This window comes from Streptomyces sp. NBC_01264, from assembly GCF_026340675.1.
Classification (GTDB): Bacteria; Actinomycetota; Actinomycetes; order Streptomycetales; family Streptomycetaceae; genus Streptomyces.
In genome coordinates this window covers 3,246,955-3,261,269 of record NZ_JAPEOX010000001.1, presented here as the reverse complement: position 1 = coordinate 3,261,269, position 14,315 = coordinate 3,246,955, and the positions used below count along the sequence as shown (strand labels likewise).

The 14,315-nt window shown below is 73.4% G+C and carries 11 protein-coding genes; 8 read left to right on the top strand and 3 right to left on the bottom strand.

Features of this window, described 5'->3' with window-relative positions:
• Window positions 1-3: 3 nt before the first annotated feature.
• On the top strand, window positions 4-2,082 hold the full coding sequence (locus OG435_RS14855; protein WP_266877305.1) for a serine/threonine-protein kinase: 2,079 nt from the start codon (window positions 4-6) through the stop codon (window positions 2,080-2,082).
• Between the two features lie 18 nt (window positions 2,083-2,100).
• Here OG435_RS14855 and OG435_RS14850 read toward each other — a convergent pair whose 3' ends face one another.
• Entirely contained in the window at window positions 2,101-2,958 is an 858-nt protein-coding gene (locus OG435_RS14850) for a hypothetical protein (RefSeq protein ID WP_266877304.1), read from the bottom strand.
• 61 nt (window positions 2,959-3,019) lie between these two features.
• Between OG435_RS14850 and OG435_RS14845 the strand changes: the two genes are divergently transcribed.
• The 3 genes from OG435_RS14845 (at window position 3,020) to OG435_RS14835 (ending at window position 7,117) form a co-directional block, all read left to right on the top strand.
• Window positions 3,020-3,472, top strand: a complete 453-nt coding sequence (locus OG435_RS14845; RefSeq protein WP_266877303.1) for a hypothetical protein — start codon at window positions 3,020-3,022, stop codon at window positions 3,470-3,472.
• Between the two features lie 287 nt (window positions 3,473-3,759).
• Window positions 3,760-5,892, top strand: coding sequence for an acyl-CoA dehydrogenase (locus OG435_RS14840; protein ID WP_266877302.1), 2,133 nt, complete (start codon window positions 3,760-3,762; stop codon window positions 5,890-5,892).
• A 37-nt stretch (window positions 5,893-5,929) separates the two neighbouring features.
• Window positions 5,930-7,117, top strand: coding sequence for a lipid-transfer protein (locus OG435_RS14835; RefSeq protein WP_266877301.1), 1,188 nt, complete (start codon window positions 5,930-5,932; stop codon window positions 7,115-7,117).
• A 713-nt stretch (window positions 7,118-7,830) separates the two neighbouring features.
• Here OG435_RS14835 and OG435_RS14830 read toward each other — a convergent pair.
• A complete protein-coding gene (locus tag OG435_RS14830; RefSeq protein WP_266877300.1) occupies window positions 7,831-9,003 on the bottom strand; it encodes an amidohydrolase family protein in 1,173 nt (390 codons plus the stop codon).
• 179 nt (window positions 9,004-9,182) lie between these two features.
• Here OG435_RS14830 and OG435_RS14825 point away from each other — a divergent pair, with 179 nt between their 5' ends.
• Window positions 9,183-10,493 (top strand): cytochrome P450 family protein, encoded by a 1,311-nt coding sequence (locus OG435_RS14825; protein WP_430625632.1) that lies wholly within the window; start codon window positions 9,183-9,185, stop codon window positions 10,491-10,493.
• A gap of 145 nt (window positions 10,494-10,638) precedes the next feature.
• Here the strand turns inward: OG435_RS14825 and OG435_RS14820 are convergent, their stop codons facing one another.
• Window positions 10,639-11,016: a DNA-binding response regulator gene (locus tag OG435_RS14820; RefSeq protein WP_266881751.1), complete on the bottom strand. Its 378-nt coding sequence runs from the start codon at window positions 11,014-11,016 to the stop codon at window positions 10,639-10,641.
• Between the two features lie 282 nt (window positions 11,017-11,298).
• Between OG435_RS14820 and OG435_RS14815 the strand changes: the two genes are divergently transcribed.
• Genes OG435_RS14815 through OG435_RS14805 form a run of 3 tightly spaced genes read left to right on the top strand, consistent with a single transcriptional unit; the run spans window position 11,299 to window position 14,270 of the window.
• Window positions 11,299-12,171 carry a MaoC/PaaZ C-terminal domain-containing protein gene (locus tag OG435_RS14815; protein WP_266877299.1) on the top strand — a complete coding sequence of 291 codons (873 nt, stop codon included), beginning with the start codon at window positions 11,299-11,301 and terminating at the stop codon, window positions 12,169-12,171.
• 53 nt (window positions 12,172-12,224) lie between these two features.
• Window positions 12,225-13,301, top strand: coding sequence for a Zn-dependent alcohol dehydrogenase (locus tag OG435_RS14810; protein ID WP_266877298.1), 1,077 nt, complete (start codon window positions 12,225-12,227; stop codon window positions 13,299-13,301).
• Window positions 13,302-13,325: 24 nt separating this feature from the next.
• On the top strand, window positions 13,326-14,270 hold the full coding sequence (locus OG435_RS14805; RefSeq protein ID WP_266877297.1) for a 3-oxoacyl-ACP reductase: 945 nt from the start codon (window positions 13,326-13,328) through the stop codon (window positions 14,268-14,270).
• Window positions 14,271-14,315: the final 45 nt, after the last annotated feature.

The following is a 14,315-nucleotide window of genomic DNA, read 5'->3' as shown; positions in this document are numbered from 1 at the left end:
AGTATGAGCAGCGCGCGCAAGGGCGACGACGACAACGCCGACGGCGGCATAAAGCCGCTCGCGGCCGGGGATCCGAGCCGGATCGGACCGTACCTGCTGCTCGGGCGCCTCGGGGCTGGCGGGATGGGGCGGGTGTTCCTGGCCCGGTCCGAGGGCGGGCGTACGGTCGCCGTGAAGGTGGTGCACGAGGAACACGTGGCCGACGCGCAGTTCCGGGCCCGCTTCCGCCGCGAGATCGACGCCGCCCGGAAGGTGGGCGAGCGGTACACCGCGCCCGTCCTGGAGGCGGACCCCGACGCCGAGCGGCCCTGGGTGGCCACCGGATACGTACCCGGGCTCTCGCTGGAGCAGATCGTGCGCCGGTACGGCCCCCTGCCCGTGGACTCCGTACACGCCCTCGCGGACGGGCTGCTGCACGCGCTGAAGGACATCCACACCGCCGGGATCGTGCACCGCGACCTCAAGCCGTCGAACGTGATGCTGACCGTCGAGGGCAGCCGGGTCATCGACTTCGGGATCTCGCGCGCCCTGGAGACCTCCGTCGAATCGCGGCTCACCAGCACCGGCATGGTCGTCGGCTCGCCCGGGTTCATGTCGCCCGAGCAGGTGCGCGGTCAGCGGGCCGGGGCGAAGAGCGACGTGTTCACGCTCGGCTGTGTCCTGATGTACGCGGCCACGGGCGAGCTGCCCTTCGGGCACGGCGCCAGCAACCAGCACGCGGTGATGTTCCAGATCGTGGAGGGCGAACCGGCCCTGGAGCGGGTGGCGGACGCCCCGCTGCGCGCGCTGATCGGCCGCTGCCTGGTCAAGGGTGTGGAGGACCGGCCGGGCGTGGACGAGCTGCTCGCGGACCCCGAGAGGGTCCTCCCGGCGGCGCGCGGCGGGGCGTGGCTGCCGCCCGAGGTGGTGGAACGGCTGGCCCGGCAGGCGGCGCGGCTCCTCGACGCGGAGGCGGTGCGGGTTTCGGAACCGCTGTCGGTGCCGGTTCCGGCGCCATTGCCGGTGTCTGATCCCGTGCCGGTGTCGGATCCCGGGCCCGCGCCCGCGGGGGACGGGGGAGCGGGGGATGCGCCGAGCCCGGACCGGGCGACGCTCGGGCCGCGGCCGGAGGCGGAAGCGTCCGGCGGGGTGGGTACGTCGGGCGAGCAGGTCGTCGCGGTGGTCGAGCCGTCGGGCGGGCCGTCGGGCGGCCCGTCGGGCGGGCCCGTGCCCGCGCCGGTGGCCGGCCCGGCCGCCGGCGGCGCGGCGCAAGGCGAGCGGCGCGGGGCCCGGCGGCGGTTGACCGTCGCCGTGCCGGCGGTCCTGGTGCTGACCGTCGGCGGGGGCACGGTGGCCCTACTCCAGCCGTTCGGCGGCGACGGCGGCGGATCGCAGGCTTCGCCCCCGGCGAGCAGTGCTTCCGTGACGCCCGGCGCCTCCTCGGGCTCCCCTTCGGCGGGGAGCGGTTCGCCCGCCCCGGGCACACCGAACCCCGAAAGCCCCCAGGCCGCGCAGAGCCCGCCCGTACCGGCGCCGGACGGACAGGCCACCGCCGGACAGGGCGCCGCGGCGGGCGCGGGTACCCCCGGCGGAGGCTCCGGCACCCCGGGCGGGAGCAGTGCGAGCCAGGGCGGCGCCGGGGGCCCGGCCGCCGGCGGCGCCGGTACGGGCACCGGCCCGAGCGCCACCCCGGGGGGATCGGGCTCGCCGAGCGGCGGCGGTTCGCCCAGTGGCGGCGGTTCGCCGAGCGGTGGCGGCTCCGGCGGCGGCGACGCGGTCCCCGCGTACTTCGCCGGGACCTGGACCTACAAGGACAACCTCAACATCGGCCAGCCGGGGACGGTGATCATCACCCGGTCCGGGGCGGTCCGCCTGATCAACGAGACCCAGATGGGCCACTGCGAGAACATCGCGAAGGTGACCTCACTGGCCTCCGGCGGGACCCGGATCAACATCGGCGCGGCGGCGGTGGACAAATCCAAGTCCACCAGCCAGTTCTGCGGGGTCCTGGACCCCTCCTTCTTCACCAAGAGCCTCCCGGTCGGCCTCCAGCACAACGTCGGCCCCTCCCACGGCGAGGGCTACTACTACGAGAAGTCCTGACTCCCGCCGAGGGGCGCCTCAGCGGGCGGCGGGCTGGGCGAGGGCGAGGGTGGCCCAGCAGAGGAGGGCGGTGACGGTCACGAAGACCGTCGGCAGGACCGTCAACTGGAGGACCTGGCCCGGGCTCCCGAACACGACCGCGCGCGCGGGGTACTTGGGGTGGTAGGCGACCTGGAACGTGGTGCCGTGCGCGGCGCCATAGGTGGGGGCGGGGCGGATCCTGCCGTCGGTGGCGGTGTAGCCGTAGGCGACCTGGCCGTGGATGAGGAGGGGCCGCGCCTCGGTCGTGATGCCGTGGCGGGGCAGATACCACTCGTTCCACACCATCGCCACCGTGGTCACCGCCAGCCTGCCGATCAGCAGGACGGGGACGCCGAGCAGCAGTACCGCGAGCGCGCGGCTCACGTGGTCCCCGGCGATCACCACGCGCGCCGCGAGGGCGACGAGTCCGAGGCCGGCCGCGGCCATCGCGCAGCGGCCGACGAACTCGGCCGGCTGCAGCTGCTCCGCGTCCTCCTCACCGGCGGCGGCCGTGCCCTCCCGGGGCGTGACCGCGTCGTCCCGGGGCGTGACCGTCACGAGTGCCGATCCGTCCGCAGGTGCCCGTCCGGCGGGGGGTTGGGGAACGGAGCCGTTCACCGCCGCAGCGAAGGCGGCGGCCGAGGCGCGGCCCACGCCCCCGATCCGGTACGGGACCGGCCTGGTCCCGGCGGGGACCCTCAACTCCACGGCCACCGCCCGCCCCCTCGCGTGCACGCGGGCGACGGCGGCGAGGGGGATGCGGACCTCCTCGTGGAGGCGGCGGAAGACCAGCGCGCCGCTGTCCGCACGGAGTTCGGTACCTCGGTCACCCAGGAGGGCGGGTATGGACGACATGGCCGCGAGCGTAGGGGCCGGGGGTTTCCCGGAGGTGTCCCGAAGCCGTACGGTCACGGCTGTGGACACGGTTTCCCAGGTGCTCGGCTGGTCCGTCGCGGCGGGTGGCGGCGCCCTTCTCCTCACCCTCTTGGCGATCATCGGCGGGCGGGACGAGTTCAAGGAGATGAGGGAACTCGACGAGACCGGTGTCGAGGTCCAGGCGGTCCTGGTCGCGCTGGAGCCGCTGGCCGACGCCGACGGCCTGCGCGTCTCCTACGAGTATCCGGCGGCGGACGGCTCGACGGCCCGGCACACCGCCGACGTCGGCCCCAACCCCCTGTACGTCGTGGGCGAGACGTACGCGCTGGTGCGGCTGCCGGGCCCGGCGATGACGGTCCACATGGGCACGATGTCCGCGGTGCGCAAGGAGCGCGCGGAACACGAGGCGTTCCTCCGCGCCGCCGTGTGGACGGTGATCGCGGCCATCGCCATGTGCGCCGCGGCCGTGACGGGCCTAGCCCTGATGCCCTGACCTCCGGGCCTCCCGGCCCCGGCCTCCCGGTCCCGGCCTCCCGGTCCCGGCCTCCCGGTCCCGGCCTCCCGGTCCCGGCCTCCCGGTCCCGGCCTCCCGGTCCCGGCCTCCCGGTCCCGGCCTCCCGGTCCCGGCCTCCCGGTCCCGGCCTCCCGGTCCCGGCCTCCCGGTCCCGGCCTCCCGGCCCCCGGCGGCTCCCCGGCCGCCCCCGCACGCCCTTCGCAAAGTGAGAACACGTTTCAGTTCTGACCTTCCGTCAGAATGCAACGTGTTCTACTCTGCCGCGCATGGGCATCGGAATCACAAAGGAACAGCGGGAGTTGGCCGAGGCCGTACGCGGCTGGGTCGCGCGGGCCGTGCCGCCCGAGGAGGTGCGCAAGCTCCTCGACACCCCGCCGCAGACGGGCTCGCGGCCCGCCTACTGGGACGGGCTGCTCGCTTCCGGGCTGCTGGAACCGCACCTGGAGGGCGGCACCCTGCTCGACCTCGCCGTCGTGGTGGAGGAGGCCGCCCGGGCGGCGCTGCCCGGGGCGTACCTGCCGAGCGTGCTGGCCTCCGTGCTCCTGGACCGGGCCGGGGCCGAGCCCCTCGGCGGGCGGGTCGGCGCCGTGGCGCTCGGGCCGGGGGACCTGACCGCCGTGGCCGTGGAGGGCGGTTACCTCCTCGACGGGACCGCGCCGCCGGTGCTGGGCGCGGGCGAGGCCGACCTGGTCCTGCTCGCCGCCGAGACCGCGCACGGGACCCGCTGGTTCGCCGTCGACGCCGCGGCCCTGGACGTCCGTACCCAGGACAGCGCCGACCCGACCCGGCCCACCGCCGAGGTCCGCGCCCGCGGGGTCACCGCCGGGCCGGGGGCCCTGCTGGAACTCGACGCCGCCCTCGTACGGGACCTCGCCTGCGTGCTGTTCGCCGCCGACGCCTGCGGCACCGCCGCCTGGGCGCTGCACACCGCCGCCGAGTACGCGAAGGTGCGCGAGCAGTTCGGGCGGCCCATCGGGCAGTTCCAGGGCATCAAGCACCTGTGCGCCGACATGCTGGTGCGCGTGGAGCAGGCCCGGGCGCTCGCCTGGGACGCCGCGCAGGCCGCGGCGGAACCGGCCGAGGTGCGCTCCCTGGTGGCCGCGCTGGCGGCCGGCACCGCGCTGGACGCCGCGTACTCCTGCGCCAAGGACTGCGTCCAGGTGCTCGGCGGCATCGGCTTCACCTGGGAGCACGACGCCCACATCTACCTCCGCCGGGCCCTCGTCGCCCGCCAGCTCCTCGGCTCCGGCGACGGCCACCGGGTCCGGGCCGTACGGCTCGCCGCCGCGGGCGCCCGGCGCGAGCTGCGCCTGGAGCTGCCCGCGCGGGCCGAGACCCACCGCGCGAAGGCCCGTAGCGCCATCGCCGACGCGGCCGGGCTCGACCCGGCCACCGCACGGCGGGTGCTGGCGCCCACCGGGTACGCGGCCCCGTACCTCCCGGCCCCGTACGGACTCGGCGCGGGCCCGGTCGAACAGCTCGTCGTGCAGCAGGAACTGGCGGCCGCCGGGGTCAAGGTCGCCGACCTCGGCATCGCCACCTGGGTCGTGCCCTCGATCCTCGCCTACGGGACCCCCGAGCAGCAGGAGCGCTACCTGCTGCCCACGCTGCGCGGGGACGTCACCTGGTGCCAGCTCTTCTCCGAACCGGGGGCGGGGTCCGACCTCGCCTCGCTGCGGACGAAGGCGGAGCGGGCGGCGGCCGGGGACGGCTCCTGGGTGGTGAACGGGCAGAAGGTGTGGACGAGTTCCGCGCACAGCGCCGACTACGGGATCCTGCTGGCCCGCACCGACCCGGACGCCCCCAAGCACAAGGGGCTCGGCTACTTCATCGTGGACATGAAGACCCCCGGGATCGACATCCGGCCGCTCAAGGAGATCACCGGCGAGGCCCTCTTCAACGAGGTCTACTTCGACGACGTGCCGCTGCCGGCGGACGCCCTGGTGGGCGCGGCGGACGGCGGCTGGAAGGTCGCCCGCAACACCCTCGGCAACGAACGCGTCCACATGGCCGACCAGATGACCTTCGACACCGGCCTGGAAGCGCTGCTCGCCCGCTCCGCCGAACTCGAAGGCGGGTACCGGGTCCGCATCGGGGCCCTGGCCGCCGAGGCGCACGCCCTGGCCTGCATCGGGCTGCGCACCACGCTCCAGCAGGTCTCCGGACTGGAGCCGGGCGCGGGCGCGTCGGTACGCAAGCTCGTCCAGACCCCGCACCAGCAGCGGACCGCCGAGCTCACGCTCGAACTGCTGGGCCCGGCGGGCGCGGTGAGCGAGGGGGCGGGGAAGCGGGCGGTGCACGGCATGCTCATGTCCCGCTGCCTGACCATCGCCGGAGGCACCACGCAGGTGCAGCTCAACGTCGTCGCCGAGCGGATTCTCGGCCTTCCCAGGGACTGACCGAACCGAACTGAACCGAAGGGCAGTGGGGACACGCATGAAGTCGTACATCGTGGGCGTCGGCATGACGAAGTTCGAGAAGCCGGAGTCGAGGGACTGGCAGTACTGGGACATGGCGAAGGAGGCGGGCGACGCGGCGCTCGCGGACGCCAGCATCGACTACGGGCTGGTCGAGCAGGTGCCGGTCGGCTACTGCTTCCAGGCCTCCACGGCCGGTCAGCGGGCGGCGTACGAGCTGGGGCTGAGCGGGGTCCCCGTCTACAACGTCAACAACAACTGCGCGACGGGCTCGACGGCGCTGATGATGGCGCGGCAGTTCGTGGAGGGCGGCATCAACGACTGCGTGCTGGCGCTGGGCTTCGAGAAGATGAAGCGCGGCGCGCTGGGGGGCGGGGCCGACGGGGGTGACTTCAAGACCTCGCCGGTGGCCCGGCACTACGGGATCATGGCCGCCGGGCACGGCTTCGAGATGTCGCCTCCCACGGCGCAGATCTTCGGGAACGCGGCGCGCGAGCACATGAAGCTGTACGGGACCACGGCCGCGCAGCTGGCGGCGGTCGGGGCGAAGAACCACCGGCACTCGGCGAACAACCCGAACGCGCAGTTCCAGGACGTCTACACGGTCGAGGAGATCCTCGCGGCGAAGACGATCCACGAGCCGCTGACGAAGCTGCAGTGCTCGCCGACGTCGGACGGCGCGGCGGCGGCGGTGGTCGTCTCGGAGCGGTTCGTGGAGCGGCACGGGCTGGGGGAGCGGGCGGTGGAGATCGTCGCGCAGTCGATGACGACGGACACGGAGGCGTCGTTCGCGTCGGGCTCCTGCATCGACGTGGTCGGCAAGCCGATGACGGCGGCGGCGGGGCGGGCGGTGTTCGAGGCGTCCGGGCTCGGGATCGGGGACGTGGACGTCATCGAGCTGCACGACTGCTTCTCGATCAACGAGCTGCTGACGTACGAGGCGCTGGGCATGTGCGAGGACGGCGGCGCGGGGCCGCTGGTGGAGTCGGGCGCGACGACGTACGGCGGGCGGTGGGTGGTCAACCCCTCGGGCGGCCTCATCTCCAAGGGCCACCCGCTGGGAGCGACGGGGCTCGCGCAGGCGGCGGAACTCGTGTGGCAGCTGCGGGGGGCGGCGGGGGCTCGGCAGGTGTCGGGGGCGAGGGTTGGGCTGGCGCACAACATCGGGCTGGGGGGTGCGGCGGTGGTCACCCTCTTGCGGCGGTAGCCGCCGGGTCCCGGTCCCCGGGCCCTTGCGCCTCAAGCGCCGGCGGGGCTGGGGGTGGCCTGCGCGGCGGGTTGGCTGCGGGTGGTGGGCCGGTGCCGGGGGCGGGGTGGGGTGTCGGCCTGGACTGCATGATTTAGGCGCCCTGTGCCCAACAGTCGACAGTCATGGTTTTCTTGTGCGCCACAAATCACGCTTTACGTCCCGGCCGACACCCCACCCCGCCCCCGTCCCCGGCCCTGGCCCCACAGCCCCCGACTCCGGCCGGGGGGGGGGGGGGGGGCAGTTCAGTCCCAGCTCGGTGGCATTCGGTCCCGGCCGGGGGACAGTTCAGTCCCAGCCCGGGGGCATTCGGTCCCGGGCCGGGGACATCTAGCCCCGGCCGGGGTTTGGTCTTTCAGCCGTCCGGCGTTTGAGGACCGGGGTCTGGGGCGGAGCCCCAGGGGGTCCGGGCGCAGCCCGGGGCGCCTCCCAGCCCCGCCGGCGTTTGAGGCGCGGGTCCGGGCAGCGCCCGGGGAACGGTGGAAGGGCGGGTAGGGGAACTCCGCCCCGCGCAGCGGCAAGGGTCGCAGCCGGGCTCCGGCGAAGGGCGCGGCCCCGCGCAGCGGCACATCCGCAGCCGGGGTGCGGCGAAGGGCGCGGCCCCGCACAGCGGCACATCCGCAGCCGGGTGCGGCGGCGGGCGCGGCCCCGCGCAGCGGCCAGGGGGGCGTCGCTCAGACGCGCGCAGGGCTCAGCGGAGCCAGGCTCGGCATCAAGCGCACGGCGTTGTCCCGGTTGATCCCCCGCCGGTGTGCCGGAGTCAGCGCGGGGTCGTCCGCCAGCCCCGGCAGGGCGATGCCGGTCACCATGTCCGAAGGACACGCAGGCCAGTCGCTGCCGAAGAGGATCCGGTCGGGGGACGCCATCGCCAGCAGGGTGCCCGCCGGGGACATGGGCCCGGCCGTGTCGTAGTAGAAGCGGAGCAGGTAGTCGCGGACCATCGCCGGGTCGACGGGTGGGGTGAGCGATCCCGCGAAGGCCTGCACCCGGGTGGCGATGTGCGGGAGGAAGCCGCCCGCGTGCGGCAGGATCACCGACAGGTTCGGGAACCGGTCCAGGGTGCCCTTGTGGATCATGTTCAGCGCGGCCCGCGTGGTGTCCAGCAGGAAGTCGCACAGGAAGTGCGGAATCCCCGGAACGGCCACGCCCCCCGGCCCACCGCCCGCCCCCGGACCCCGGCCCGCGCCGGGCCCCGCGTCCGCCCCTGTCCTGAGGCCCGCCCCCGGCCCACCGCCCGACCCGTGGCCCGCGCCGGGCCCTGCATCCGGTCCTGGCCCGCCCGCCGGTGCCATCCCGCCGCCGCCCCCGCCCCCGCCGACGCCCGGCAGGTTGTGGGGGTGGGTGTCCACCACCGCGGAGCGTTCGTCGAGTTCCGCGAAGAGGGGGTCGTACGAGGGGTCGCCCAGGTAGACGCCGCCGTAGTTCGCGGTCACGTTCACCCCCACCGCCCCCAGCTCGTCGAGCCCCAGCCGCAGCGCCCAGCGTGCGACCTCCGGGTCGTCGAGGAAGAGCGGGGCGTGGAACGCGAAGCGGCCCGGATGGGCCCGCGTCACCTCCGCCGCCGCCCGCAGGGTGACGGCCGTGGCCTCGCGTAGCTGCGCGGACGTCGCGTAGCGCGCCGGCAGCATCGGCTTGAGGACGGCGGTGGCGATCCCAGCCCGGTCCATCAGGTCCAAGGCCGCCGCCGCGTCCCAGCGTGCCCAGGGCGGCAGGGCCTTGCGGTTCGCCAGGCCCTGGCCCTCGGCCCACTCCAGCCACTCCGGGGCGCAGAAGTGGTGGTGGACGTCGATCCTGTCGTGGCTGCCGTCGTCCGGCTGGAGTGGGGTGATGTCTGCGATGTCCGGCATGGGGGGACCTTATGGCGGGGCCGCGCGAGTGATCGCGGGACGGCTCCGGGACCCGGCCGATCCGCTCAGGCGGGCGTAGTTTCGGGTCCGAACGGGGTAACGGAGGTTATGCGGGCCGCGGGCCGCGGGAGTGAGGTGGCTGGACAGTCGAGTCCCGAGCCCCACGAGAGGTCTGAGCCGTGACGACCGAACCCGCAGTGGCCGTGAGTGACGGCCTCCCCGTCGGCGAAGCCCTGGCGGCGGTGTCCATGGGCACGCCGGAATACCGTACGTGCCCCTACCCGGTCTACCGGTCCCTGCGCGAGCAGGCCCCCGTCGGCAAGCTGACCACGCGCCACGGGGTGGACACGTATCTCATCACCCGGTACGAGGACGCCCGGCTCGCGCTGTCGGACCCGCGCATCGGCAAGGACATGCACGAGGGCATCGACATCTACCACGCGGTCTTCGGGGACACCTGCGACGCCCTCGACGACAACCTGATCTTCGCCGACCCCCCTCGGCACACCCGGCTGCGGCACATCGCCCACGAGGCCTTCACCCCGCGCCACGTCAAGCTCCTGCGCCCGCGCATCGAGGAGCTCGCCGACGAACTGCTGGCCAAGTGCCCTACGGACACACCCGTCGACCTGATGGCCGCCTTCGCCCTGCCGCTCCCCGTCATGGTCATCTGTGAGCTGCTCGGCATCGTCGGGGACGAGCGCACCGACGTCCTGAAGTGGTTCGGGCAGGTGACGCGGTCCCGGTTCAGCAAGGACATGGCCGACGACCTGGCCGCGGCGGAGGACTGGCTGCGGAACCACTTCCTCGGCCTGGTCGCCCGCAAGCGCGCCGAGCCCGCGGACGACTTCCTCACCGTGCTGATCCAGACGGAGCACGAGGACGGGGCGCTGACCGACGACGAACTGGTCTCGATGATGTGGGTCCTGCTCTTCGCCGGGCACAAGACCACCACCTATCAGATCGGCAACGCGGTCTTCTCGCTGCTCTCCCACCCGGAGCAACTGGCGCTCGTACGGGAGGACCGCGAGCTGCTGCCGCAGGCGATCGAGGAGCTCGTCCGGTTCGAGTGCTCCGTGGAGACCTCCACGTTCCGCTACGTCCTGGAGGACCTGGAGATCGGGGGAGTCGCGATCCCGCGGGGCTCCCTGGTCCAGATCGCGATCTCCTCCGCGAACCGCGACCCGGAGAAGTTCGAGGAGCCGGACACCCTGGACGTGACGCGGAAGGGGCTGCAGGGCACCCACCTCGGATTCGGCCACGGGCCCCACTACTGCCTCGGTGCCCCGCTCGCCCGGATGGAGCTGGAGACCGCGCTGACGGCCCTGCTCGACCGGTTCCCCGACATGGTCCTGGCAACGCCGGAGCCGGGCCACGAGGAGTGGCTCAAGGGGCCGTTCCCGGCCTTCCGCGGGCTGGAGAGGCTGCCGGTCGCCCTGGACCCGTCGCGGACCGTCGACGACTGGACCGAGACGAACGCCTCCGGCTGAGTCGCCGTAGTCCGGCTCCGGCCGAGTCGTCCGCCGTACCCGGACCGCCCTTCGCGCCGCCGCCGAAGCCCCCCCCGCCCCGCGGATCCTCCCGGAGGATCCGCGGGGCGGGCGCATGTCCGGTAGCGCCTACGGGCTTACGGGCTTACGGGGCCTGCGGCGCCCGCGGAGTCTCCAGCGCCGGGTCGACCACCGACTCCCCCCGGGAGGCGCGGCGGATGCCGTCCGCCAGGTCCTCGACCGGGCCGTCCCGCAGGACCAGGCCGGCCGCGCCGGCGGCCAGGGCGGCCTCGGGCAGGCCCGGGTGCGCGGAGCCGGTCAGCACCAGGATCCGGCATTCCGGATCCTCCGCCAGGAGCGCGGGGACGCGGTCCACCGACTCCGTCAGCGCCACCGCCGGGCGGGCCAGTGGCGAAGTCACGACCTCGATGTCCGGCTGGAGGCCGAGGAGGACCGCCAGGGCCGGGTTCGGCGGGTCCAGGAGCACCCGCAGGGATCGGGCAGGGCGCTGGGCAACGGGCATCTCATCCACCCGGCCAGGGTAGGGGCGAAGTGTCCCGTACCGGCGCAACGCGCCGCACGGGAAGTGTGGCTGACAGATCGTCAGGAGTCTTCCCAAGTGCTGGGGCGTGCGTTATACATTCCTTCACCGGGCAACCTAGAACGCGTTCTAGAGTGCCGGGTCCCGCATACGACCTCGGTGCGGCCGACGGTGCGGACGGCCGCGCCGAGGTCTTCCAAGGCACCGCGCTTCCACAGCCGGTGCCTCAAAGACGGTGTTTCCAACACAGGGAGCAGCACGCCCATGCCGATCGATGCCGCCAAGGCCCTCGCCGCCGAACCCCGCAAGGGGAACATCGCCTGGGACCACAAGGACATCCAGCTCTACCACCTCGGACTCGGCGCGGGGACCTCCCCGAACAATCCCGGGGCCGCCACCGACCCCGACGAGCTGCGCTACACCCTGGAGTCCAAGCTCCACGTGCTCCCCAGCTTCGCGACCGTCGCCGGCGCCGGGATGGCCATGATGGGCGGCCTCGCCGCCCCGGGCATCGAGGTCAACCTCGCCCACGTGCTGCACGGCAGCCAGTCCATCGAGCTGCACCGGCCCATCCCGGTCAAGGGGGAGGCCTCCTCCACCGCCACGGTCGCCGCGGTCTACGACAAGGTCAAGGCGGCGGTGATCGTCCTGCGCACCGAGGTCGCGGACGCCGACGGGCCGCTGTGGACCTCCGACGCGTCGATCTTCGTACGCGGTGAAGGCGGCTTCGGCGGCGACCGCGGCCCCTCCGTCAAGGCCGAGCAGCCCGAGCGGGCGCCCGACCGGGTGGAGGAGCGGAAGATCCGCGAGGAGCAGGCGCTGCTCTACCGCCTCTCCGGGGACTGGAACCCGCTCCACGCGGACCCCGAGTTCGCCAAGCTGGCCGGCTTCGACCAGCCGATCCTGCACGGCCTGTGCTCGTACGGAATGACCCTGAAGGCCGTGGTCGACACCCTCCTGGACGGCGACGTGTCCCGCGTCCGCGCCTACCGCACCCGCTTCGCCGGGATCGTCTTCCCCGGGGAGACCCTGCGGATCCGGATGTGGCAGGAGCCCGGCCGCGTCCTCGTCACGGTCAGCGCCGCCGACCGGGACGACGCCCCGGTCCTCGCCGACACCGTCGTCGAACACTCCTAACCCGTCAGAGACACCGCCAGAGACACCGTCAGGCAGACCGAAGGAGCCGCACCGTGCGCGCAGCACTGCAGAGCGAGATAGGCCAGGACAAACTCGAAGTCGTCGAGGACATGCAGGCCGTGGGCTTCGGCCCCGGCAAGGTCAAGATCCGCATCAAGGCCACCGGCCTGTGCCACTCCGACCTCTCCGCGATGAGCGGCGTCCTCCCGCAGCCCGCCCCCTTCATCCCGGGCCACGAGGGCTCCGGCGTGATCACCGACGTCGGTGACGGTGTCACCAGCCACAAGATCGGTGACCGGGTCCTGGTCTGCTGGCTCCCGCCCTGCGGGCACTGTCCCTCCTGCAAGCGCGGCCAGGGCCACCTGTGCCTGGAGGCCTTCGGCAACGTGGCCACCCCCAACTTCCAGCGCGGCGACAGCCCCATCTTCGGCTTCGCGGGCACCGGCACCTTCGCCGAGGAGATGGTGGTCCCGGCCGGCTGTGCCGTACCGATCCCCGACGACGTGCCCTTCGACATCGCCGCCCTGATCGGCTGCGGGGTCACCACCGGCCTCGGAGCCGCCATCAACACCGCGAAGGTGGAGGCCGGTTCCTCGGTCGCCGTCATCGGCTGCGGCGGCGTCGGCATCTCCGTCATCCAGGGCGCCAAGGTTCAGGGCGCGGCGCAGATCATCGCCGTCGACCCGGTCGCCTCCCGGCGCGAGGCCGCGCTGCGCTTCGGCGCCACCGAGGCGGTCTCCCCGGAGGAGTTCGCCGACGCCAAGAACCGGATCACCGCGGGCGAGGGCTTCGACTACGTCTTCGAGGTCGTCGGCAAGTCCGCGACCACCAAGACCGCCTACGACATGACCCGCCGCGGCGGCTCCGTCGTCGTGGTCGGCGCCGGCGCGCTCGACGACAACTACTCGATCAACATGTTCTCCCTCTTCCTCGACGAGAAGAAGATCCTGCCGTCGATGTACGGCGGCGGCGACGTGCTCCGCTCCTACGAGCGCACCATCGCGCTGTGGCGGGCCGGCCGGGTGGACCTGGCGGGCCTGATCACCCACCGCGTGCAGCTCGCCGAGATCAACGACGCGCTCGACCAGATGCGTACGGGCGTGGCCCTGCGCACCTGCATCGAACTCTGACCCGTTTCGAGAGGAACCGTACGGATGTCACTGCCACTTGAGGGACTCGTCGCCATCGTCACCGGGGCGGGCCGCGGCCTCGGCCGGTCCGAGGCGATCGAACTCGCCCGGCTGGGCGCGAGCGTGGTCGTCAACGACTTCGGGCAGCCCGGCCGCGACGGCTCCGGCGAGGCCTCGGCCGCTCCGGCGGAGGAGGTCGCGGCGGAGATCCGTGCCGCGGGCGGACAGGCGGTGGCGCATCTGGGCGACGTGGCCGACTTCGAGCAGGCGCGCGAGCTGGTCGAGCTGGCGGTGAACAGCTTCGGCAAGCTCGACATCCTGGTCAACAACGCGGGCATCCTGCGCGACCGGATGGTCTTCTCGATGTCGGAGCCGGAGTGGGACTCGGTCATCCGGGTCCACCTCAAGGGCCACTTCAACACGACCCACTTCGCCTCCGTGCACTGGCGCGAACGCTCCAAGGCGGCGGGCGGACCGGTCTACGGCCGCATCATCAACACCTCCTCCGAGGCCTTCCTCGGCGGCTCGGCCGGCCAGCCCAACTACGCGGCGGCCAAGGGCGGGATCGTGGGCCTGACCACGTCCACCGCCCTGGCCCTCGGCAAGTACGGGGTCACGGCCAACGCCATCTGCCCGCGCGCCCGTACCCGTATGACCGAGGACGTGTTCGCGGGCTTCCAGGTCCCGGAGGAGGGCAAGCTCGACGCCCTCGCCCCCGAGCACGTCTCCCCGCTCGTCGGGTACCTGGCCTCCCCGGCCTCGGCGAAGGCCAACGGCCAGCTGTTCGTCGTCCACGGAGGCATAGTCGTCGTCATGGAACGCCCCAAGGTGGCGGCGAAGTTCGACACCACCAAGGAGTCCTTCTCCTACGAGGAACTCGACGAGGTCCTCACCCCGCACTACGACTCCCGCCCCCCGAACGAAACCTTCGCGGCGACAGAAGTCCTCGGCCTCAAGCACGACGGCTGACGGATACACAGGTACACAGGTACACAAGCGCCGGGCCCGGGGTTC

Bases quoted from the DNA above. Each gene is read 5' to 3' on its own strand.
- OG435_RS14855 (WP_266877305.1), top strand. From the start codon at position 4: ATGAGCAGCGCGCGCAAGGGCGACGACGACAACGCCGACGGCGGCATA.
- OG435_RS14850 (WP_266877304.1), bottom strand. From the start codon at position 2,958: ATGTCGTCCATACCCGCCCTCCTGGGTGACCGAGGTACCGAACTCCGT.
- OG435_RS14840 (WP_266877302.1), top strand. From the start codon at position 3,760: ATGGGCATCGGAATCACAAAGGAACAGCGGGAGTTGGCCGAGGCCGTA.
- OG435_RS14835 (WP_266877301.1), top strand. From the start codon at position 5,930: ATGAAGTCGTACATCGTGGGCGTCGGCATGACGAAGTTCGAGAAGCCG.
- OG435_RS14830 (WP_266877300.1), bottom strand. From the start codon at position 9,003: ATGCCGGACATCGCAGACATCACCCCACTCCAGCCGGACGACGGCAGC.
- OG435_RS14820 (WP_266881751.1), bottom strand. From the start codon at position 11,016: ATGCCCGTTGCCCAGCGCCCTGCCCGATCCCTGCGGGTGCTCCTGGAC.
- OG435_RS14815 (WP_266877299.1), top strand. From the start codon at position 11,299: ATGCCGATCGATGCCGCCAAGGCCCTCGCCGCCGAACCCCGCAAGGGG.
- OG435_RS14805 (WP_266877297.1), top strand. From the start codon at position 13,326: ATGTCACTGCCACTTGAGGGACTCGTCGCCATCGTCACCGGGGCGGGC.